At 50.3% G+C, this 20,324-nt stretch carries 22 protein-coding genes and 1 pseudogene; 12 read left to right on the plus strand and 11 right to left on the minus strand.

The genetic code is table 11. The features are described from left to right. Positions 1-45 precede the first annotated feature (45 nt). Positions 46-471, minus strand: coding sequence for a DUF4124 domain-containing protein (locus ACTHTU_RS09750; protein WP_049333378.1), 426 nt, complete (start codon positions 469-471; stop codon positions 46-48). Positions 472-660: 189 nt separating this feature from the next. On the opposite strand from ACTHTU_RS09750, the gene guaB reads away from it, so the two are divergent. Both guaB and waaF read left to right on the plus strand, forming a co-directional pair. Beyond that, positions 661-2,124: an IMP dehydrogenase gene (gene guaB, locus ACTHTU_RS09755; RefSeq protein ID WP_314512511.1), complete on the plus strand. Its 1,464-nt coding sequence runs from the start codon at positions 661-663 to the stop codon at positions 2,122-2,124. Between the two features lie 294 nt (positions 2,125-2,418). Then, complete coding sequence (gene waaF, locus ACTHTU_RS09760; RefSeq protein ID WP_440362425.1) at positions 2,419-3,438, plus strand: lipopolysaccharide heptosyltransferase II; 1,020 nt, start codon at positions 2,419-2,421, stop codon at positions 3,436-3,438. A 138-nt stretch (positions 3,439-3,576) separates the two neighbouring features. Here the strand turns inward: waaF and ACTHTU_RS09765 are convergent, their stop codons facing one another. From ACTHTU_RS09765 to ACTHTU_RS09775, 3 genes are all read right to left on the minus strand, one after another. Then, the gene (locus tag ACTHTU_RS09765; RefSeq protein WP_440362426.1) at positions 3,577-4,551 is read right to left on the minus strand and encodes a class 1 fructose-bisphosphatase; all 975 of its coding nucleotides are present in this window, start codon (positions 4,549-4,551) and stop codon (positions 3,577-3,579) included. A 67-nt stretch (positions 4,552-4,618) separates the two neighbouring features. Next, the gene (locus ACTHTU_RS09770) at positions 4,619-4,972 is read right to left on the minus strand and encodes a hypothetical protein (RefSeq protein ID WP_440362427.1); all 354 of its coding nucleotides are present in this window, start codon (positions 4,970-4,972) and stop codon (positions 4,619-4,621) included. Between the two features lie 130 nt (positions 4,973-5,102). Then, the gene (locus tag ACTHTU_RS09775; RefSeq protein WP_440362428.1) at positions 5,103-5,948 is read right to left on the minus strand and encodes a 23S rRNA (adenine(2030)-N(6))-methyltransferase RlmJ; all 846 of its coding nucleotides are present in this window, start codon (positions 5,946-5,948) and stop codon (positions 5,103-5,105) included. A 125-nt stretch (positions 5,949-6,073) separates the two neighbouring features. Between ACTHTU_RS09775 and ACTHTU_RS09780 the strand changes: the two genes are divergently transcribed. Both ACTHTU_RS09780 and ACTHTU_RS09785 read left to right on the plus strand, forming a co-directional pair. Next, positions 6,074-6,688: a riboflavin synthase subunit alpha gene (locus tag ACTHTU_RS09780; protein WP_440362429.1), complete on the plus strand. Its 615-nt coding sequence runs from the start codon at positions 6,074-6,076 to the stop codon at positions 6,686-6,688. Positions 6,689-6,703: 15 nt separating this feature from the next. Then, entirely contained in the window at positions 6,704-7,570 is an 867-nt protein-coding gene (locus ACTHTU_RS09785) for an ATP-binding protein (protein WP_440362430.1), read from the plus strand. 65 nt (positions 7,571-7,635) lie between these two features. On the opposite strand, the gene ACTHTU_RS09790 is transcribed toward ACTHTU_RS09785, so the two are convergent. After that, positions 7,636-8,064: a Spy/CpxP family protein refolding chaperone gene (locus ACTHTU_RS09790; protein WP_049336552.1), complete on the minus strand. Its 429-nt coding sequence runs from the start codon at positions 8,062-8,064 to the stop codon at positions 7,636-7,638. 277 nt (positions 8,065-8,341) lie between these two features. Between ACTHTU_RS09790 and rpe the strand changes: the two genes are divergently transcribed. Then, positions 8,342-9,022, plus strand: coding sequence for a ribulose-phosphate 3-epimerase (rpe, locus tag ACTHTU_RS09795; RefSeq protein ID WP_440362431.1), 681 nt, complete (start codon positions 8,342-8,344; stop codon positions 9,020-9,022). Positions 9,023-9,125: 103 nt separating this feature from the next. Here rpe and ACTHTU_RS09800 read toward each other — a convergent pair whose 3' ends face one another. Continuing rightward, positions 9,126-10,508 (minus strand): phosphomannomutase/phosphoglucomutase, encoded by a 1,383-nt coding sequence (locus ACTHTU_RS09800; protein WP_440362432.1) that lies wholly within the window; start codon positions 10,506-10,508, stop codon positions 9,126-9,128. 121 nt (positions 10,509-10,629) lie between these two features. Then, positions 10,630-11,466 (minus strand): KPN_02809 family neutral zinc metallopeptidase, encoded by an 837-nt coding sequence (gene ypfJ, locus ACTHTU_RS09805; RefSeq protein ID WP_440362433.1) that lies wholly within the window; start codon positions 11,464-11,466, stop codon positions 10,630-10,632. Positions 11,467-11,652: 186 nt separating this feature from the next. On the opposite strand from ypfJ, the gene ACTHTU_RS09810 reads away from it, so the two are divergent. Continuing rightward, positions 11,653-12,150: a YbhB/YbcL family Raf kinase inhibitor-like protein gene (locus tag ACTHTU_RS09810; protein ID WP_039862157.1), complete on the plus strand. Its 498-nt coding sequence runs from the start codon at positions 11,653-11,655 to the stop codon at positions 12,148-12,150. Between the two features lie 76 nt (positions 12,151-12,226). Here ACTHTU_RS09810 and ACTHTU_RS09815 read toward each other — a convergent pair whose 3' ends face one another. The 3 genes from ACTHTU_RS09815 to ACTHTU_RS09825 form a co-directional block, all read right to left on the minus strand. After that, complete coding sequence (locus tag ACTHTU_RS09815) at positions 12,227-12,736, minus strand: peptidylprolyl isomerase (protein WP_070646858.1); 510 nt, start codon at positions 12,734-12,736, stop codon at positions 12,227-12,229. Between the two features lie 115 nt (positions 12,737-12,851). Further along, entirely contained in the window at positions 12,852-14,270 is a 1,419-nt protein-coding gene (locus tag ACTHTU_RS09820; RefSeq protein WP_440362434.1) for an SLC13 family permease, read from the minus strand. A 264-nt stretch (positions 14,271-14,534) separates the two neighbouring features. Continuing rightward, on the minus strand, positions 14,535-15,707 hold the full coding sequence (locus ACTHTU_RS09825) for a sugar transporter (RefSeq protein ID WP_440362435.1): 1,173 nt from the start codon (positions 15,705-15,707) through the stop codon (positions 14,535-14,537). 144 nt (positions 15,708-15,851) lie between these two features. On the opposite strand from ACTHTU_RS09825, the gene ACTHTU_RS09830 reads away from it, so the two are divergent. Beyond that, positions 15,852-16,061: a heavy-metal-associated domain-containing protein gene (locus ACTHTU_RS09830; protein WP_004519826.1), complete on the plus strand. Its 210-nt coding sequence runs from the start codon at positions 15,852-15,854 to the stop codon at positions 16,059-16,061. Positions 16,062-16,310: 249 nt separating this feature from the next. Here ACTHTU_RS09830 and cueR read toward each other — a convergent pair whose 3' ends face one another. Further along, complete coding sequence (cueR, locus tag ACTHTU_RS09835) at positions 16,311-16,703, minus strand: Cu(I)-responsive transcriptional regulator (RefSeq protein WP_049336562.1); 393 nt, start codon at positions 16,701-16,703, stop codon at positions 16,311-16,313. A gap of 147 nt (positions 16,704-16,850) precedes the next feature. On the opposite strand from cueR, the gene ACTHTU_RS09840 reads away from it, so the two are divergent. From ACTHTU_RS09840 to ACTHTU_RS09860, 5 genes and pseudogenes are all read left to right on the plus strand, one after another. Beyond that, positions 16,851-17,060, plus strand: a complete 210-nt coding sequence (locus ACTHTU_RS09840; RefSeq protein ID WP_070695535.1) for a heavy-metal-associated domain-containing protein — start codon at positions 16,851-16,853, stop codon at positions 17,058-17,060. A gap of 99 nt (positions 17,061-17,159) precedes the next feature. Beyond that, on the plus strand, positions 17,160-19,322 hold the full coding sequence (locus ACTHTU_RS09845) for a heavy metal translocating P-type ATPase (protein WP_440362436.1): 2,163 nt from the start codon (positions 17,160-17,162) through the stop codon (positions 19,320-19,322). 71 nt (positions 19,323-19,393) lie between these two features. Further along, positions 19,394-19,876: a sel1 repeat family protein gene (locus ACTHTU_RS09850; RefSeq protein ID WP_070625391.1), complete on the plus strand. Its 483-nt coding sequence runs from the start codon at positions 19,394-19,396 to the stop codon at positions 19,874-19,876. An 89-nt stretch (positions 19,877-19,965) separates the two neighbouring features. Continuing rightward, positions 19,966-20,220: a hypothetical protein gene (locus tag ACTHTU_RS09855; RefSeq protein WP_440362437.1), complete on the plus strand. Its 255-nt coding sequence runs from the start codon at positions 19,966-19,968 to the stop codon at positions 20,218-20,220. Between the two features lie 21 nt (positions 20,221-20,241). Continuing rightward, positions 20,242-20,324, plus strand: a pseudogene (locus ACTHTU_RS09860) (IS1595 family transposase); the annotation flags it as partial.

The raw sequence follows: 20,324 nt of genomic DNA on the forward strand, positions 1-20,324 counted from the left end.
GAAATTAAATTTCAGACGGCCTTTTTGATATTGTTATTCGAGAGCTTAATTGCAGTATTTATTGACGTCGTTTTGGTATTGCTTAATCAGGCTGTCACGATTGGCCAAGCGTGCGCTTTCGGCGACTTGGCGGTTGATTTTGGCGATTTTGCAGTTTTCCAGCTTGTTTTGGCGGTTTTGCTCTTCGATTTTTTTATTGCGCTCTTCGATTTGTTTGTTTTGTTCCGCAACCTGTTCGTTGGGCTGCTCGGCAACCGGCTCAGATGCCGCAACAGCAGGCGCAACGGCAGGTTTGACGTTGTGCGTGCGGATGTTGACCACGCCGGAACGCTTCGGTTGCAGGCGGTTTGGCGTATCGGAATAGCTGTTGCCCGATGTGCCTTTCCAAGTGTAAACCTCGGCTGCGCCGGTCAGGGCGGCGGAAGAGAGAAGGGCTGCTGTCAGACAGGTTTTGAGTACGGAAGATTTCATGGGTTTCCCTTATGTAAATGATGTTCTCATGCGGCTTATTTTACTTGAAACTGCAATGCGTTGGCATATTTTTGTACGCCAAATCAAATCATGTAAAAAAATAACGTTAAAACGTGTATTGCCAATGTTAGCATCAAGCCGGTGTGATATAATGCCGTGCATCTTGCACAAACTGAAAGACCGAGCATCATGCGTATTGTAGAAAAAGCCTATACTTTCGACGACGTTTTGTTGGTTCCAGCGCACTCAAACGTGCTGCCTCGAGATGTCAAACTTCAAACCAAACTCACCCGCGATATCACGCTCAACCTCCCTCTACTTTCTGCTGCAATGGATACCGTTACCGAAGCGCGTCTGGCCATTTCTATGGCTCAAGAAGGCGGCATCGGCATTATCCATAAAAACATGACGCCGGAGTTGCAAGCGCGTGCCGTTTCCAAAGTGAAGCGCCATGAGAGCGGCGTGGTGAAAGATCCCATTACCGTTGCGCCGACCGCATTGATCCGCGAAGTCTTGGAAATGCGCGCACAACGCAAACGCAAAATGTCCGGTCTGCCAGTTGTTGAAAACGGCAAAGTGGTCGGTATCGTGACCAACCGCGACCTGCGTTTTGAAAACCGTGTCGATCTGCCGGTTTCTGCCATCATGACCCCCCGCGACCGTTTGGTTACCGTTCCTGAAGGTACCAGCATTGATGAAGCCCGCGAAATCATGCATGCGCACAAAGTTGAGCGCGTTTTGGTGTTGAACGACCAAGACGAACTCAAAGGTCTGATTACAGTTAAAGATATTCTGAAAACAACCGAATTCCCTAATGCCAACAAAGATGCCGAAGGCCGTCTGCGCGTCGGTGCCGCGGTGGGTACTGGCGGCGATACCGAAGAGCGCGTCAAAGCATTGGTAGAAGCAGGCGTGGACGTGATTGTGGTCGATACTGCCCACGGTCATAGCCAAGGCGTTATCGATCGCGTGCGCTGGGTAAAAGAAACTTATCCGCACATCCAAGTCATCGGCGGCAACATCGCGACTGCTAAAGCCGCTTTGGATTTGGTGGCCGCAGGTGCGGATGCCGTTAAAGTCGGTATCGGCCCGGGCTCGATTTGTACGACCCGTATCGTGGCAGGCGTAGGCGTGCCTCAACTGACTGCGATTCACAATGTTTCTGAAGCCCTGAAAGGCACCGGTGTTCCCCTGATTGCCGACGGCGGTATCCGCTTCTCCGGCGATATTGCCAAAGCTCTGGCAGCAGGTGCATACAGCGTCATGCTCGGCGGTATGTTTGCCGGTACGGAAGAAGCTCCGGGCGAAATCGAACTTTACCAAGGCCGCTCTTACAAGTCTTACCGCGGCATGGGTTCCTTGGGTGCGATGAGTCAAGGTTCTGCCGACCGCTACTTCCAAGACAAAACCGACAGCACAGACAAATATGTTCCTGAAGGCATTGAAGGCCGCGTTCCTTACAAAGGCCCGATTGTGAACATCATCCACCAACTGACCGGCGGTCTGCGCTCCAGCATGGGTTATTTGGGTTGTGCCAATATTGCTGAAATGCATGAGAAAGCAGAATTTGTGGAAATCACTTCTGCCGGTATGAGCGAATCTCACGTTCACGACGTACAAATCACTAAAGAAGCGCCTAACTACCATCGTTAAACCACTATAAAAAGGTCGTCTGAAAATATTTCAGACGGCCTTTCTGTTTTTATAAGGTTTTAAAAATGAAGAGAATATTGCTTGCCGTCGTTTGGTCTGGTGTTTCAGGTTGGGTATTTGCAGAACTTGCCGGATAAATTGGGAAGACAAACGCTTAATACGCTCAAACCAGGGTTCATCTGTTGAAATAACATGTATCAACTAGTACGTTTTAAACTGAGCGATTAAATCAAGTTTCAGACGGCCTTTTAAAAATCGTATTACAATAAGCCAAAATTAAAAACACATTCCATTATGTCCAAAAAAATCCTGATTATTACCCCAAGCTGGATTGGGGACTGCGTCATGACCCAACCGCTTTATCGCCGTTTGCATGAGCTGCATCCCGGCTGCACTATTGATGCTTTTGCGCCCAAATGGTCGATGGCCGTATTTGAGCGTATGCCTGAAATCAACCGTGTAATGGAAAACCCGTTTGGACATGGTGCATTGGAATTGAAAAAACGCTGGCGTATCGGGCGTGAATTGGGAAAAGAAGGCTATGATCAAGTAATTGTTTTGCCCGGTTCGTTCAAATCCGCCATTATTGCCTTGGCTACGGGCATTAAACAGCGTACGGGCTACGTCGGCGAGTCGCGCTATTTTTTGTTGAATGATATCCGTAAGTTGGATAAGGCCGCGTTGCCCCTGATGGTCGACCGCTATACTGCGCTGGCGCATCCGACCCAAGCGGATTTTAACGGGCATTCCGATAATCCCTGTTTCACGATTGATCCTGAAAGCCGTCAAGCCGCTTTGGCAAAACATGGTTTGACGACGGATAAACCGATTTTGGCATTTTGTCCCGGTGCGGAATATGGCCCGGCCAAGCGTTGGCCTGCGCGTCATTTTGCCGAACTCGGTCGCCGCTATTTGGCTGAAGGTTGGCAGGTTTGGCTGTTTGGTTCGCAAAAAGATTTCGATATTGCAGATGAAATCAACCGACTTTCAGACGGCCTGTGTACCAATCTTTGCGGCAAAACCAATCTTCCTGAAGCTATTGATCTGTTGTCTTGCGCCGATACGGTCGTGTGCAACGACAGCGGTCTGATGCACCTTGCGGCCGCGCTTGATCGGAAATTGGTTGCGGTTTACGGCTCATCCAGCCCTGACCATACGCCGCCTCTCAGCCAAAAGGCAAAAATTGTCAGCTTGAATTTGGATTGCTCACCTTGTTTCAAACGCGAATGTCCGTTGGGGCATACGGATTGTTTGAATAAGCTGACGCCGGATAGGGTGCAAAAAGCGGCGGAAGAGCTGGCTCGTTCGGCGTAATCCAATAAAGATTAGATGGAAAGCAGTAAAGGGCAGATTTGAGTCTGTCCTTTTGATTTTTCATTTCTTTGATTTCTTAACGAAAGGCCGTCTGAAAATTATATTTCAGACGGCCTTTTTTGGTTTCAATATATCCGATTATTTTTGATGCAGATTGTAAACGTATTCGACTTCTTCGCGGCTGCCCATGAATACGGCAACACGTTGGTGCAGGCCGGTAGGTTGGATGTCGAGCATGGCTTCGATGGCATTGTTTGATGCGCCGCCGGCTTGTTCCATAAGCAGGCTCATCGGGTTGGCTTCGTACATCAGGCGCAGTTTGCCCGGTTTGGATGGGTCGCGTTTGTCTTGTGGATACATGAATACGCCACCGCGCATCAGGATGCGGTGGATTTCGGCAACCATGCTGGCTACCCAGCGCATATTGTAGTTTTTGCCGCGTACACCGGTTTCGCCTGCCAGCAATTCGTCAATGTATTGTTGAACAGGGGCGAACCAATGTCTTTGGTTGGACATGTTGATGGCAAATTCTTTAGTGGATTCTGGAACGCGCGGATTTTCTTTGGTCAGCAGGAATTGGTTGGCATCGTCCAAAGTGAAGACGAATACGCCGTGACCGACAGTCAGTACCAGTTGGGTTTGCGGACCGTATAAAACATAACCTGCGGCTACTTGGTCGCGGCCTTTTTGCAGGAAGGATTCGGTAGTCAATGCGCCTTCAGGTTTGGCCAAGACGGAGAAAATGGTGCCGACGGAGATGTTGACGTCGATATTGGAAGAGCCGTCCAACGGGTCAAACAATACCAAATAGCCGCCGTTTTCGTGTGTGGCGACATAGGTGTCTTCTTCTTCGCTGGCGAGGCCTGCGATGTTGGCATTGGCTTTTAAAACATCAATCATGATGTTGTTGGCAATGACGTCAAGTTTCTTTTGGTCTTCGCCTTGGATGTTGCCGGTACCTGCCATGCCCAAAACGCCGGAAAGCGCGCCGAGGCGGACTTTGGCGTTGATGTCCAAACAGGCAGCGGCTACGGATTCCAGTACGCTGGCCAGCTCTTGCGGCAGTTTGTTTTCGGGTAGGTGTTGGGCTAAGAATTGGTTCAGTGTCTTCATGGTTTCACTCTTTTCCTAAGTTTGAATCGGGTATTTTTCAATTTCAGGCCGTCTGAAAACGGCGTGTTCATTTGGTTTTGCTGTCGGTCATGCCTAAAACTTCTTTAGTGCAGGCGATGCTGGTGTCTTTGATGCGTTTTTTCAGCTCGTCGCTCATGGAGTCGCTACCGCCCAAAAGCGAGGTTGCTTCTTCAGGATTGATTTGGTCGACTGTTTTTTCACCGATGCAGCGGCAGATTTTTTCAGTAGTCGCGGAATCAAACGGGCTTTTTCCGGAAGCTTTTTCTACGCAGGCTTCGGTTGCCGAGCGGACAAATTCGGTGCGGAAACTTTGGGTAAATTCTTCTTTAAATTCGTTTTTTACTGATTCGCTGCACGCGCAAAGCAGGAGCGTGCAGGCTAGGGGTGTGCGTATATTCATGAGTGGACGGCCGTTAATTGTTATGTTGTGAATTGTAGTGGAAAAAGGCTTAAGTATAAAGAGTTAAGGCCGTCTGAACAGGCGTGGTGGCAAAATTGAAGCGTTTGGGTATGCGTTCAAACGGTAGCGTTTATTTCGTTTTGCTTTCCAATACATAATGCGCGCCGGCATCTTGCGCCAAAATTTTGGCAAGTTCGGGCAGATTGTTTTGCAACTGTTCGGCAAGCATATAGGGCGGATTGATGACGAACATACCGCTGCCGTGCATACCGAAGCCGTCGCTGCGCGGCGTATGGACATGGAGCTCGGCGTGCAGATAATTGTCGGGAACGATTTTTTTGAGTTCGTCCGGCAGTTTGCGGCTTTCTTCGCGGCTCAGGCAAGGATACCAAACCATGTAGCAGCCGGTTTCAAAGCGTTTCAAGGCATCTTTCAAGACTTGGACGACACGGCGGTAGTCTTGTTTTTCTTCGTAGGGCGGATCAATCAAGATGGCGGCGCGGCGCGGCGGAGGAGGCAGAAGTGAAATCAGGCCTTGGTAACCGTCCGCTTGGCTGACCTGTACTTTACGCGCAGGACAGACTTCGCGCATATTGTTTTGCAAATGGACAAAATCGGCAGGGTGTAGCTCAAAGAGACGCATTTTGTCGCTGTCGCGCGTGATCGCCTGTGCCAGCCAAGGCGAGCCGCAGTAAAGGTTGTCTTGCGGCAGTATTTGTTTCAGACGGCCTACAAATTCGGCCAATTCGGCAGGCAGCTTGTCAACTTGTTTCAAGAGCACAATGCCTTGTTTGTATTCGCCGACTTTTTGCGCTTCATCGCCGCTCAAATCATACAAACCGGCACCGCTGTGCGTATCGATATACCAATAGGGCTTGTCTTTGCGGTTGAAATATTCGAGGACGAGGAAGAGGGTAAAGTGCTTGAGCATATCGGCATGGTTGCCGGCATGGAAGGCGTGGCGGTAGCTGAGCATGATCTGGCTGCGGAAATAAAAATCCGATTATACCCCAAACCATCGCCATCACCGCTTTCAGACGGCCTTTGTGCCTGGAAAATGCTACAATATCCGCCTTATCGTACCATCGGAAAGAAGACATCATGTTTACAGGCATCGTACAAGGTATGGGCAAAATTACAGACATCGCCCAACCTTCGCCCGACTTTCGTACCCACACAGTTGAGTTGCCCCCCGAAATCGCCGACAATCTGCAAACTGGCGCATCTGTCGCCAACAATGGTTGCTGCCTGACCATTACCCGAATCGACGGCAACAAAGTTAGCTTTGATTTGATGGACGAGACCTTACGCAAAACCAATCTCGGCTGCTTGAAAGTCGGCGACAGTGTCAATTTGGAACGCGCGGCGCGGTTTGGCGATGAAATCGGCGGCCATGTGATGAGCGGCCATGTGATGGCGGTTACCCGAATTTCCCGAATTGAATCAAGCGAGTTCAACCGTACAGTTTGGTTTGAGCTGCCGGAAAACCTCAAGCCCTACATCCTGACCAAAGGCTTTGTCGGTTTGGACGGTTGCAGCCTGACCATAGGTGAAGTCAGCGACAGCGAATTTTGCGTACACCTGATTCCGGAGACTTTGGAGCGTACCCTGTTTGGCAGCCGCAAAGAAGGCGACCTCATCAATATTGAAATCGATCCGCAAACCCAAGCCGTTGTCGATACCGTGATGCGCGTATTGGCACAAAAGGCCGTCTGAAAAAAGAAAGCCGAAATGAAATTATCCAATTTTTTGAAAAAAGCGAATTCCGTTTTAAACCGTCTGGATTTAATCCTGCCTGACGAAGCCGGTAAAACCGACTGGCACGCTTTGGCTTACCGTTGGCACAGCGTGGGTAAAAAAGGTATTTTGGAAAGCCTGCCGCGTCCGCATACGTTTCCTTTGAGCAGATTGGCGGCAGTCGGTTCGCAAACCGACAGGCTGAAACGCAATACCGAGCAATTTTTGGCAGGCCGTCCGGCAAATAATGTCTTGATGACCGGCGCGCGCGGTACGGGCAAATCTTCCTTGGTTAAAGCGTTGTTGCACGAATACGCCGAGCGCGGCCTGCGACTGATTGAAGTGGACAAAAGCGATTTGATCAGTCTGCCGGCTTTGTTGACGCTGTTGTCCGAACGTCCCGAGAAATTTATCGTTTTCTGCGATGATTTGTCGTTTGAAACCGGCGATGAGACCTATAAAGCCTTGAAAACTGCTTTAGACGGCGGACTGTCGCAACGTTGCACCAATGTTTTGGTTTATGCCACTTCCAACCGACGTCATTTAATTCCCGAATACATGGATGAAAACGGCGGTACGACGGGCACTCGCGGTGAAATTCATCAGAAAGAAGCCGTCGAGGAGAAAATCTCCCTTTCCGACCGCTTCGGCTTATGGCTGAGTTTTTATCCTTTCGACCAAAACGATTATCTGACCGCTGTTGCCAACTGGTTGGACGATTTCAATGTGCCTTTTGACGATACGGCCCGCCAAGCCGCGTTTCAATGGGCGCAAATGCGCGGCAGCCGTTCAGGCCGCTCGGCATGGCAGTTTGCCTGCGACTGGGCAGGCCGGTTGCCGGAAGAAAGAGTGTTGGATTAAGGCTGAAAAAGCAAAGGCCGTCTGAATATGGTTTCAGACGGCCTTTTTATAGTTTTATTTATCCATCAGCGCAAGCATGAAGACAACCATTGCTGGCGCTGGCGCGGATTGAGCAGATGATAGAGGCGGTATTGAATTTCCATTTCATCCACCGCATAGTCCATGCTGGAGAGGTAGCGGTTTTCAACATAATCGCGGGCGGCGTTTGAGTCGAATGAGTCGCCGGAGAGGATTTTGATGATGGTTTGACGGCGGTTGCGGTCGGAGCGTACGGTTTTACGGTAGGCTTTATCGTTGATTTGTTTGAAGTCGGTACGCAGGCGGCGCAGGGCGGCGTGTTGGTCGGCGGATAAATTGAGCTGTCGGATGTCGCAATTCGGGTGGAAGTCGTCCAAAGTGGCTAGAAACGGACCGGCATGTGCAGGCAGACTGGAACAGAGTAGGGCGAGTGCTAAGAAAATAAAAGTCGGATAGCGGGAAAGTGCAACAGACACGGTGTTTTCCTAATGTTTCATCAGGTTTGGAAATATAACCGATAAGCGTGTGAAAGGCAGTATCAATGCAGTTAACTTTTGTTAATGATGTTAGATTTTTTTGCACATGTATGTAATCTAATAATTTATTTTCAAAGCCTTACTATGTGATTATAAGTTTCATTAATGTATATAAAATGTAAATTCATAAAAATGACGGTAGAGATGTTGTCGGCGGCATACAACATAGGGTTAAAAATGCGATAATGACAAAGGAACACACTTTAGGAGAATAAACATGACCGACTACCGTATTGCCCCCAGTATTTTGTCTGCCGATTTTGCCCGTTTGGGCGAAGAGGTTGCCGAAGTTATCCGTGCCGGTGCGGATTTGATTCATTTTGACGTGATGGACAATCATTATGTGCCGAATCTGACTTTCGGCCCTATGGTTTGCGCGGCTTTGAAACCGTATGCAACCGTGCCGGTCGATGTGCATTTGATGGTTGAGCCGGTGGACGATTTGATTCATGCGTTTGCCAAAGCCGGTGCCAATATCATTACCTTTCATCCCGAAGCCAGCCGCCATGTCGACCGCAGCTTGGGTTTGATTAAAGAATACGGCTGTCAGGCAGGCTTGGTATTGAATCCTGCCACGCCGGTCAATATTCTGGAAAACGTTTTGGACAAACTGGATATGGTGTTGCTGATGTCGGTCAACCCGGGCTTTGGCGGACAAAGCTTTATCCTGAATACGCTGGTGAAAATCCGCAAAGTGCGCGAGATGTTGGACGAGTATGAACGGCAAAGCGGCCGCCATATCGCATTGGAAGTCGATGGCGGCGTGAAGACAGACAATATTGCTGAAATTGCGGCGGCAGGTGCGGATACGTTTGTGGCCGGATCGGCGATTTTTGGCAAACCGGATTACAAAGCCGTTATCGATGAAATGCGTCAACAGTTGGCGCAAGTCGGATAATTAAGCCGGGATATTCTTGGTTTTCTAACTTTGGAATCATCAATGTTTAATATTAAAGGCCGTCTGAAATGATTTTCAGACGGCCTTTTTTTAGCCTAAACCCTTACAGCGGCCATTTCAATGCTGGATTGCTTTCAATAACTGCTTTGAATTGATTTTGAATACGCTCAATCGCTTCTTGCGTATCCGCTTCAAAACGCAATACCAAAATCGGTGTGGTATTGGAAGCACGCATCAGGCCGAAGCCGTCAGGGAATTCAACGCGCAAGCCATCGATGGTGATGATTTCGGTCGCACCTTCAAACTTGGCATTGGCAGCCAGCTCTTCAATCACTTTGTGGCCGTTGCTGCCTTCCGGCAGGTCGATATTGAGTTCCGGAGTGGAAATGCTTTGCGGCAGCTTGTTCAATACTTCGGACGGATTGTCGAAGGCAGACAGGATTTCCAAGAGGCGTGCGCCGGCATACATACCGTCGTCGAAGCCGAACCAGCGTTCTTTAAAGAAAACGTGGCCGCTCATTTCGCCGGCAACCAGTGCGCCGGTTTTTTTCATGGTGGACTTGATGAAGCTGTGGCCGGTTTTTTCCATCACAGGTTCGCCGTCGTGTTCTTTAATCCAAGGTGCGAGCAGGCGGGTGGATTTGACGTCGAAAATCACTTTGGCTTTAGGATTGCGGCTCAATACGTCTTGCGCGAAAAGCATCAGTTGGCGGTCTGGATAGATGATGTTGCCGTCTTTGGTGACCACGCCCAAGCGGTCGGCATCGCCATCAAATGCCAAGCCGATTTCGGCATCGCCATTTTTGAGCGCGACGATGAGGTCTTGCAGGTTTTTCGGTTTGGAAGGATCAGGGTGGTGGTTAGGGAAATTGCCGTCTACTTCGCAGAAAAGTTCGGTCACTTCGTTGCCCAAGCCTTTGTAGAGTTTGCCCGCGAATGCACCGCCGACACCATTGCCCGCGTCAATCACGATTTTCATCGGGCGTTTGAGCTTGATGTGGCCGACGATGTTGTTGTGGTATTCGCCGGAGATGTCTTTTTCGATTACGCTGCCTTGTTTATCGGTGGCAACAAAACCGTCTTTTTCAACAATAGCTAAAAGCTCTTGAATGGCTTCGCCTGCGAGCGTGTCGCCGCCGAGCATCATTTTGAAACCGTTGTAATCGGGCGGATTGTGGCTGCCGGTAATCATTACGCCGCTGCCGCCGCATTCGTTGATGGCTGCGAAGTAGAGCATAGGGGTGGCAACCATGCCGACGTTGAGGACGTCGATGCCGCTGTCTGTGAAACCGCGTTGAATCTGAGCCATCAGGCCGGGGCCGCTCAAACGGCCGTCGCGGCCGAGTGCGATACGGGTAATGCCTTTTTCGGAGGCTTTGGTGGCAATGGCTTTGCCGATTAAGTAGGCTGCTTCGTCAGTCAGGGTTTTGCCGACGATGCCTCGGATGTCGTAGGCTTTGAAAATGTCGCGGGCGATATTTGCCATAAGGATTTCCTTTAAATTTAAGGGGAAATAATGAGGCTTATTCTAACACGGCTAAAAGGCCGTCTGAAAAAATCAGACGGCCTTTTGTTGTTACATCAAAGAACAGTGTTGTTTGGACGAATCAATTGTTGAAAGTGTTGCACTGGTTGATGTCGCCGCTTTCCAAACCGCGCTTGAGCCAAGTCATGCGTTCTTCGGACGAGCCATGGGTAAAGCTGTCGGGAACGACATAGCCCTGAGCCTGTTTCTGCAAGCGGTCGTCGCCGACAGATTCAGCAGCCAGCATGGCTTTTTGAATGTCTTCGGCTTTGAAGATGTTGTTGTTGACGGCGTAGTGTCCCCAAATACCGGCGAAACAGTCGGCCTGCAATTCGAGTTTGACGGAAAGGGCATTGGCCTCTTTCTTGCCGACTTGTTGTTGCATTTTGTGAACTTTAGGCAGAATGCCGAGCAGGTTTTGAACGTGATGGCCGACTTCATGGGCAATAACGTAGGCAAACGCGGCATCGCTGGCAGATTCGAGTTTGGTGCGCATGTCTTCGTAGAAACTCAAATCCAAATAAACTTTTTGGTCGCCCGGGCAGTAAAACGGACCCATGGCAGATTGGCCCGTACCGCAGGCGGTGGACGTACCGCCTTCATACAACACCATGGTTGCCGGCGTGTAGCGTTGGCCATGTTGTTGGAAATATTTGCTCCATGCTTTTTCCGTATCGGCAAGGACGACACGGGACAGTTCGTTTAATTCGGCTTCTTGTTGGCTGTCGAGTTGGGAAGCTTGCTGGGTAGGAATGCCCATCGAAGATGAGCCGCCAACCAAACCGCTCAAATCCACGCCGTAATATGCGCCGACCAAAACCACGATAATGCCGAGTATGCCCGGTGTTTTGCCTCCGCCGCCACGGCTTCCGCGGCGATCTTCTACGTTTTGGCTTTGTTCACGACCTTTCCAATCCATAATGCGTATCCTGTGTAGTTTTCATGCGGCGGATTATACTATGGAATGTCAAATGTGTTTGATCGAATTGTGAATATTGCTTGAGGCCGTCTGAAAATGCGACATCTGGAAAGTGAAAACGGCAGTATCTTTCAGACGGCCTTGGGGTTTGTTAGAATGAACAAACCTACTATTGGGAGATATAAGATGAAAGTCAGCAGTAAAGCTATTGTCAACGGCGAATTTGAAGACAAATACGGCAAGCGCGGCAGCCAGTTCAGCCCGAGCGGTATGCCTTCTTATTCGATTCCTTTTGAGATCAAAGATGCACCTGAAGGAACAAAATCGTTTGCTGTGGTGTTGGAAGACAAAGATGCCATTTCAGCATCCGGCTTCGTATGGACGCATTGGTTGATTTCGGATTTGAAACGCACTTCCGTGGCAGAAAATGAGAGTATTTCTGCAACAGATTTCACACAGGGCGCGAACACTTGGGCGAGCGCGTTGGGTAAATTTGAAATCGAAGAGGCTTCTTTTTACGGTGGTATGGCACCACCGAACAACCGCCATCGTTATGAACTGATTGTGTACGCGCTGGATACTGTTTTGGATTTGCCGCGCGGTTTCCGCTTTAATGAGTTGCATTTTGCCATGCAGGGCCATGTTTTGGATTCGGCATGCGTGGTCGGTACTTATGATGTGTGACGGTATGCGTTATTATTGAAAAACAGCCTGTCCGTTTTTAATTCGGACAGGCTGTTTTTATAGGAAATCAAATCAATTAAACCACTTCGGCTTTAGTGATGATGACAGGTTCGCTCGGTACATCGTCGTGGTAGCCGTGACGTTTGGTAGAAACGCCTTCGATGGCATCGACAACATCAAAACCGTCAACGACTTTACCGAATACGGCATAGCCCCAGTCTTGAACGACGGTTTTGCCGTACAACTCTTTAGAACGGAAGTTCAGGAAGGCGTTGTCGGCAGTATTGATGAAGAATTGCGCGCTGGCAGAGTGAGGATCGGAAGTACGCGCCATGGCGATGGTGTATTTTTCGTTAGGCAAACCGTTGGACGCTTCGTTTTGAATCGGATCGCGGGTTTCTTTTTCGTTCATGTTTTCATCCATGCCGCCACCTTGAATCATAAAGCCTTTGATGACGCGGTGGAAGATTACGCCGTCGTAGAAGCTGTCTTTAACGTATTGCTCGAAGTTTTTAGCAGTAACGGGGGCTTTGTCGAAGTCGAGTTCGATTTTGATGTCGCCTTTGTTGGTGTGCAGGATAATCATGGGTTTCCTTTCGTTAGAATCCGGTTTTAATCATTCGTTAAATTGTGTCTGAACGAGAAACTTCAAGGCCGTCTGAAAAATATTCTTTCAGACGGCCTGGACTATGCTTAAGGGTTTACGGCATCAGGACGAAATAAGCCCACAGTGCAACCAACAGGATACAGAGGACGTTCAGCAATAAGCCGACGTTCATCATTTCGCGTTGCTTAATCAAGCCTGTACCAAACACAATCGCGTTAGGCGGCGTGGCAACCGGCAACATGAAGGCACAAGATGCGCCAATGCCGATGACGAATACCAAGACTTGTTCTGGCAGACCCATTTGCGCGGCGATGCTGGCGAAAATAGGCACAAGCAGGGCGGCAGAAGCGGTGTTACTGGTGAACTCGGTCAGGAAGATGATGAAGGCGGCAACCACGAAAATCACCAGCAATGCAGGAGAATGGGAGAATGTGGAAGCAACTTGCTGACCCAATGCTTCAGATGCGCCGGAAGATTGCAGCAACGCGCTCAAGCTGATACCGCCACCGAAGAGCATCAATACACCCCAGTCGGTATTACGGGCAACTTCTTTCCATTGCGCCACGCCGAATACGACGACGGCAACGGCGGCAATCAGGGCGATAACGGTATCAGGGTTGGAAATACCGAATGCAGCTTTGATTTTGGAGCTGAATACCCAAGCGATGGCGGCGGCCAAGAAAATCAACAGCGCGATAACGCGGTGCAAAGTCCAAGGGATAGATTCGGCTTTAACTTCCACGCGCTCGTTCAAATTAGGTTTGAGGATGACGTACATGGAGAACAGCATCAGCGGCAGAATCAACAGCATCATCGGCAGGCCGAGCTTCATCCAGCCGACGAAGTCCAAGTTCAGCGCTTTGGCGGCAATCATGTTCGGCGGAGAACCGACCACGGTACCCAAGCCGCCGATACTAGCGCAGTAGGCGATACCGAGCAGGACGAAAACGTAGGTTTTACGTTCTTTTTCTTGATCGAGGTGGCTCATCATACCCATTGCCAAAGGCAGCATCATCGCGGCAGTCGCAGTGTTACTGATCCACATAGACAGGAAGGCGGTAACGGCAAACAGCATCAATACGGCAACTTTCATATTGCCGCGGGACAGGCGCAACAGGCTGACGGCGATTTTACGGTCGAGACGTTGCATGTGCAGGGCGGTTGCAAGCGCGAAGCCGCCGAAGAAGATGTAAATCGTCGGGTCGGAGAAACCGGCCATCGCTTTTTTGATGTCCATATCCGGGAAACCGAGTACAACGGCAAGGATAGGGATCATCAGTGCGGTAACGGTAATGTGTACGGCTTCGGTAAACCAAAGTGCCGCAACAAAAAGCAACAGCGCGATACCTTTGTTGGCATCGGGGCTGTAGGGAAGGATGTAATAAATGCCGAAGCAGACAACAGCAGAGATAATGGTCGTCAGCAGTCCTTTAAAGTCGGTAATCGGCTTCTGTGCACTGAGAAGCTCGACGTTCTCAGGATGCTGAGTCTTATCCTTGGCGTTTAAGTCCATGATGTATTCCTCTGAAACATGATTGGTTTTTCTTTTCAGCCGTACGTTCAGACGGCCTAATAGGCGACAGTATATTTGTAATTTGATGTAGTGTAAACAAATTGTAAATTATTTTTTAAAAATGAAATGAAAACCGGATAAGCAGCAAGAAAACTGCTTATCCGGCGGAATGAATGCTCATCGTGAGTTAATAAGAATTAGGACAAATCGGTAAACTGCCAACATTACGGCCGGGTCAGTAATACCATCCTGATTTATATGGATTTAAACGTTTTGCGTCAGATTGTCTTGTTCCTTAAACAACAAACCGCAAACGGCCAGACCTGCCGCCGCCAGCAAGGCTCCGGCAATACCGATATTGGAAAGGCCGAACCAAACGGTTACATAATGTCCCAAAAGCGCGCCGCCGCCGATACCGACGTTGTACAAACCTGAATAAATCGAGTTGGCCACATCTGTTGCATCCGAGGCAAATGCCAAGACTTTCGACACCATGCCCAAGCTGACGATGACAATAGCCACGCCCCAAATAAACACCAGCGCGTACACCGCATAAGGGAAAGAGGCAAACGGCAGAAGCAGCAGGGCAGAGAGCAGGATGACCGCCACTGCGCCAAGCATAAACAGGCGTTGCGATTTGGCAAACCATTTACCAAACAGATAAGAAGCGGCGAAGCCTGCCAAACCGTACAGGCTCAAAACGATGGTAACTTGTTCAGCCTTAAATCCGCCAACTTGCAACACAAAAGGCTCGATATAGCTGTATGCTGTGAAATGTGCCGTAATAATCAACACCGTCATGGCATAAAGCAGCATCAGATTGCGGCGTTTGAACAGACTCGGCAGGCTGCTTAAAGAGCCGGTATTTTGGCTGGGTAAAGTAGGCAGGTTTTTGGCCAACACCAGCATTACGCCGGCAGCGCAAACCCCGATCAGTAGGAAGCTGAGCTGCCAGCCGAAGTATTGCCCGACCACGCGTCCGAGCGGAATGCCCAAAACCATCGCTAAAACCGTACCCGTACTGAGCAGGCCCAAAGCCTGATTGGTTTTGCCGGCGGGGGCAAGCCGTACCGCCAAAGAAGCCGTAATCGACCAAAAGACCGCGTGTGTCAGCGCAATCCCGATACGGCTGACCAAGAGGATGTTGAAGTTCCAAGAAAAGAACGACAGCGCGTGAAACAGCGCAAACAGTGCAAACAGCATCAGCAATAATTTGCGCCGTTCGATGTTTTTCGTCATCAGCATCAGCGGCAGCGATAGGAGCGCAACAATCCACGCATACACCGTAATCATCATGCCCACTTCCGTTGCCGGTTTGCCAAAGCTCTGACCGATGTCGCTCAAAAGCGCAATCGGAATATATTCGGTGGTATTGAAAATAAACGCCCCCACCGCCAGCGCGCATACGCTAACCCATTGTTTGAATGTTGAAGTCATTATTATGTCCGTTTGATGAAGCAAAGGGTGTTATTGTACGCCTATCTGCATTTTTCAGACGGCCTTAATGAAGAATTTGCAAGCTGTTTGTGTAAGGAGTAAAGTATTTGGCAACCATATTTGTTGGAATGAAAGGAAATACAAATGCAAACTGTTACCCTCAACATCGACGGCATGACCTGCGGCGGCTGCGTGAAAAGCGTAACCCGTCTTTTGGAAGGCGTAGAAGGCGTGGAAAAAGCAGAAGTCAGCTTGGAAAACAAAAATGCAGTGATTACTTTTGATGAAAGCAAGACAGATACCGATGCGCTGATTGATGCCGTAGAAGACGGCGGCTACGATGTGGCTTTGTAACCGATAAGCGTATTTTTGAATAAAGGCCGTCTGAAACGCTTCAGACGGCCTTTGTCTCTTGATAACTTACTTTTTGCCATTATTTGGATTACACCGCCACACGGGTAAACAAAAGTTTTCGCGCATATCTGAAGCAAAGAGGCGGCAAGTGGCTGCCGTATTACGACGAGGCCTGTACCAAACCGTTAGCGTCCGACTAAGGCTACCTGAAACTTTTCAGGTAGCCTGTTTCTATTCTGCCCAAGCCGCCTAACGCTCCTCCAGCCCTGCCAAAATCGCACAATCCGGGCAGTCGTCTCCCGCGCAGGCATCGTGCCAACGTTGCAGCTCGGCCACCATGCCCTGCAAGCGTTCGATTTTGGCTTCCAGCTCGGCGATGTGCCGCGCGGTGAGCGTTTTCACTTCGCGGCTGGTACGCTGCGGGTTGTGTTGCAGGCTCAAAAGCTGCCCGATCTGCGGCAGCGAAAAGCCCACTTCCCGCGCATGGCGGATAAAGCGCAGCCGGACAAGGTCGGCCTGTCCGTAGCGGCGGTAGCCCGCTTCGCTGCGCGCGGCCGGAGCGATTAGGCCGTGCTTTTCGTAGTCGCGGATTTGTTTGGCGGAAAGGCCGCTCTCGGCCGCGGCCTGGCTGATGTTCATCATGATGCTTGACCTTTACTTCGGGTAAAGCTTTATAGTGGCGGCACTTAGTGGGAAAGCAAGAGCAGACCCATCATTTCAGGTTACCTGAAAGCTTTGGCTGCAACGGGCTTTAAAACCTCAGCCTCATTCCAACAGAAAGGAAACCCTATGCAAACCATCACATTAAACATCGAAGGCATGACCTGCGGCGGCTGCGTGAAAAGCGTTACCAGCATCATCGAAGGCGTAAACGGCGTGGACAAGGCCGAAGTGAGCCTGGAAAACAAGAATGCCGTCGTGGAATTCGACCCCGCCCAAACCAACCCCGCCGCGCTGATAGAAGCGGTGGAAGACGGCGGCTTTGATGCGGCTTTGTAAATCGAATCGCAACAAATCGACTGCAACACCCCAAAGGCTACCTGAAAACCCTGCTCCGCTTTTTTCAGGTAGCCCAACCACATTCAGAAGGAAGAAACCATGCAACAAAAAGTCCGTTTCCAAATCGAAGGCATGACCTGTCAGGCCTGCGCTTCGCGTATTGAAAAAGTGTTGAACAAAAAAGATTTTGTCGAATCGGCAGGGGTGAACTTTGCCAGTGAGGAAGCGCAGGTTACGTTTGACGACAGCAAAACTTCCGCAGCCGACATCGCCAAAATTATCGAGAAAACCGGCTACGGCGCGAAGGAAAAAACGGAAGATACATTGCCGCACGCCGAAGCAGAACACCATATTGGCTGGCGGCTGTGGCTTTTGTTGGCCATCAATATTCCGTTCCTTATCGGCATGGCAGGGATGATGATCGGGTGGCACGATTGGATGATTCCGCCTGTATGGCAATTTGTGCTGGCAAGCGTGGTGCAGCTTTGGCTGGCGGTGCCGTTTTACAAAAGCGCGTGGGCGAGCATTAAGGGCGGACTGGCGAATATGGACGTGTTGGTTACCATCGGTACGGTGTCGATTTACCTGTATTCCGTCTATATGCTGTTTTTCAGCCCGCACGCGGCGCACGGCATGGCACACGTGTATTTTGAAGTAGGCGTGATGGTGATTGGTTTTGTGTCGCTGGGCAAATTTTTGGAACACCGCACCAAAAAATCCAGCCTGAACAGCTTGGGCTTGCTGCTCAAACTCACGCCGACCCAAGTCAACGTGCAACGCGATGGCGAATGGAAACAACTGCCCATCGACCAAGTGCAAATCGGCGACCTTATCCGCGCCAACCACGGCGAACGCATTGCCGCCGACGGCATCATCGAGAGCGGCAGCGGTTGGGCGGATGAGAGCCATCTTACCGGCGAATCCAACCCCGAAGAGAAAAAAGCGGGCGGCAAAGTGTTGGCGGGTGCGTTGATGACCGAAGGCAGCGTGGTGTACCGCGCCACACAACTCGGCAGCCAAACCCTGCTTGGCGACATGATGAACGCGCTGTCCGAAGCGCAGGGCAGTAAAGCGCCGATTGCGCGCGTGGCCGATAAAGCAGCGGCGGTATTCGTGCCAACTGTCGTGGGCATTGCGCTTCTGACTTTTATCGCCACTTGGCTGGTTAAGGGCGATTGGACGATTGCGCTGATGCACGCCGTTGCCGTTTTGGTAATTGCTTGTCCGTGCGCGCTCGGTCTGGCGACCCCTGCCGCGATTATGGTCGGCATGGGCAAAGCAGTGAAACACGGCATTTGGTTTAAAGACGCAGCGGCAATGGAGGAAGCCGCCCACGTCGATGCCGTCGTGTTGGACAAAACCGGCACGCTGACCGAAGGCAGACCGCAGGTTGCCGCCGTTTATTGCGTTCCCGACAGCGGCTTTGACGAAGACGCTTTGTACCGCATCGCTGCCGCCGTCGAACAAAACGCCGCCCACCCGCTCGCGCGCGCCATCGTTTCCGCCGCCCAAGCGCGTGGTTTGGAAATCCCCACTGCACAAAACGCGCAAACCGTTGTCGGCGCAGGCATTACCGCCGAAGTCGAAGGAGTGGGTTTGGTGAAAGCGGGCAAAGCCGAATTTGCCGAACTGACCTTGCCGAAGTTTTCAGACGGCGTTTGGGATATTGCAAGCATTGTTGCAGTCTCAGTCGATAACAAACCTATCGGCGCATTCGCACTTGCCGACGCGTTGAAAGCCGATACCGCCGAAGCCATAGGCCGTCTGAAAAAACACAATATCGATGTCTATATTATGAGCGGCGACAACCAAGGCACGGTCGAATACGTCGCCAAACAACTGGGTATCGCACACGCCTTTGGCAACATGAGTCCGCGCGATAAAGCTGCCGAAGTGCAGAAACTCAAAGCTGCCGGCAAAACCGTGGCCATGGTCGGCGACGGCATCAACGACGCTCCCGCACTCGCCGCCGCCAACGTCAGCTTCGCCATGAAAGGCGGTGCGGACGTTGCCGAACACACCGCATCCGCTACGCTGATGCAGCATTCGGTTAATCAGCTCGCCGATGCCCTGCTGGTGTCGCAGGCAACTTTGAAAAACATTAAGCAAAACCTGTTTTTCGCCTTCTTCTACAATATTTTGGGCATTCCGCTTGCCGCACTCGGCTTTTTAAACCCCATCATCGCAGGCGCGGCAATGGCGGCAAGCTCGGTTTCGGTATTGGGTAATGCCTTGCGCCTGAAACGGGTGAATATTGAGTGATAATATAAAGGCCGTCTGAAGACTGTTTTTTCAGACGGCCTGTCATCAAGTATTTTTGGAGAAATAATCAGATGAAAACACTTCGTTTATTGTTTGGTTTAGCATTGGTTGCCACTGCATTTAGCGTGCAGGCTGAGGATTACAGCGAGAAGCAGCACGATAAGCTGATACGGGAATGCAATCGGAACAATCTGGAGAGTTGCGTCACTGCGGCCATTTGGATGCGCGATTATCTTGAAGCGCCTGCTCATGCGTATCCGTTTCTGAAAAAAGCCTGTGATGGCGGCAATATGCGCGGCTGCAATGTTTTGGGTAATCTGTATCTCAATCCGTCCAGCGGTTTGGGCATGGATTATGCCGCAGCGGTCAAGCTCTACGAGCGAGCCTGTAAAGGCGGTTATGAAAATGCCTGTACCAATTTTGAAGAAACTAAAGCAGAGATGGCGCAAGGCAATACACCAGACCGCGACAGCCGTTTAAACCAACTGAGCGAATCTTGTGCTTTGGAAAACGAATCCGCTTGTCAGGCGTTAATGATGGAAATGCAACGTTGAGCGTCACGCTGAGGCCGTTTAAAGACTGTTTTTCAGACGGCCTTTAATCCATATTTTCTGATTTCGAGATTCAAGCGGGAGTATGTCGTATGGACATGATGTTGTTTACCAATATTGTATTGATTGTTTTATGTATTTTTACCATGTTGCTGGTGTGGTCGCGCAACTGGAAACGCAAGCAGGCGTATTTTGAGAAAATCAAAAGCAATCCGGAAAACCTCAAATGGGTTGGGCAGAATCTGACTGGTCAGGAATGGAAGGATTTGAAAGCCGTGAGCGACCGTTTTGGGCTGCCCATGTTGCAGGCCAAGCAATTAATTGATTTTGGGGCTGACGTAGATTAGCAGTTATGCTAGGCTACGAAAATGCAGATAACCAATTGTAAATTAAGCAAGAGAGTTCAAAAGAAACTACTTGAATTTTTTGTACTCCAAGTTACCGCCCGTTC

This window comes from Neisseria sp. P0020.S005, assembly GCF_051957055.1.
Lineage (GTDB): Bacteria > Pseudomonadota > Gammaproteobacteria > Burkholderiales > Neisseriaceae > Neisseria > Neisseria subflava_A.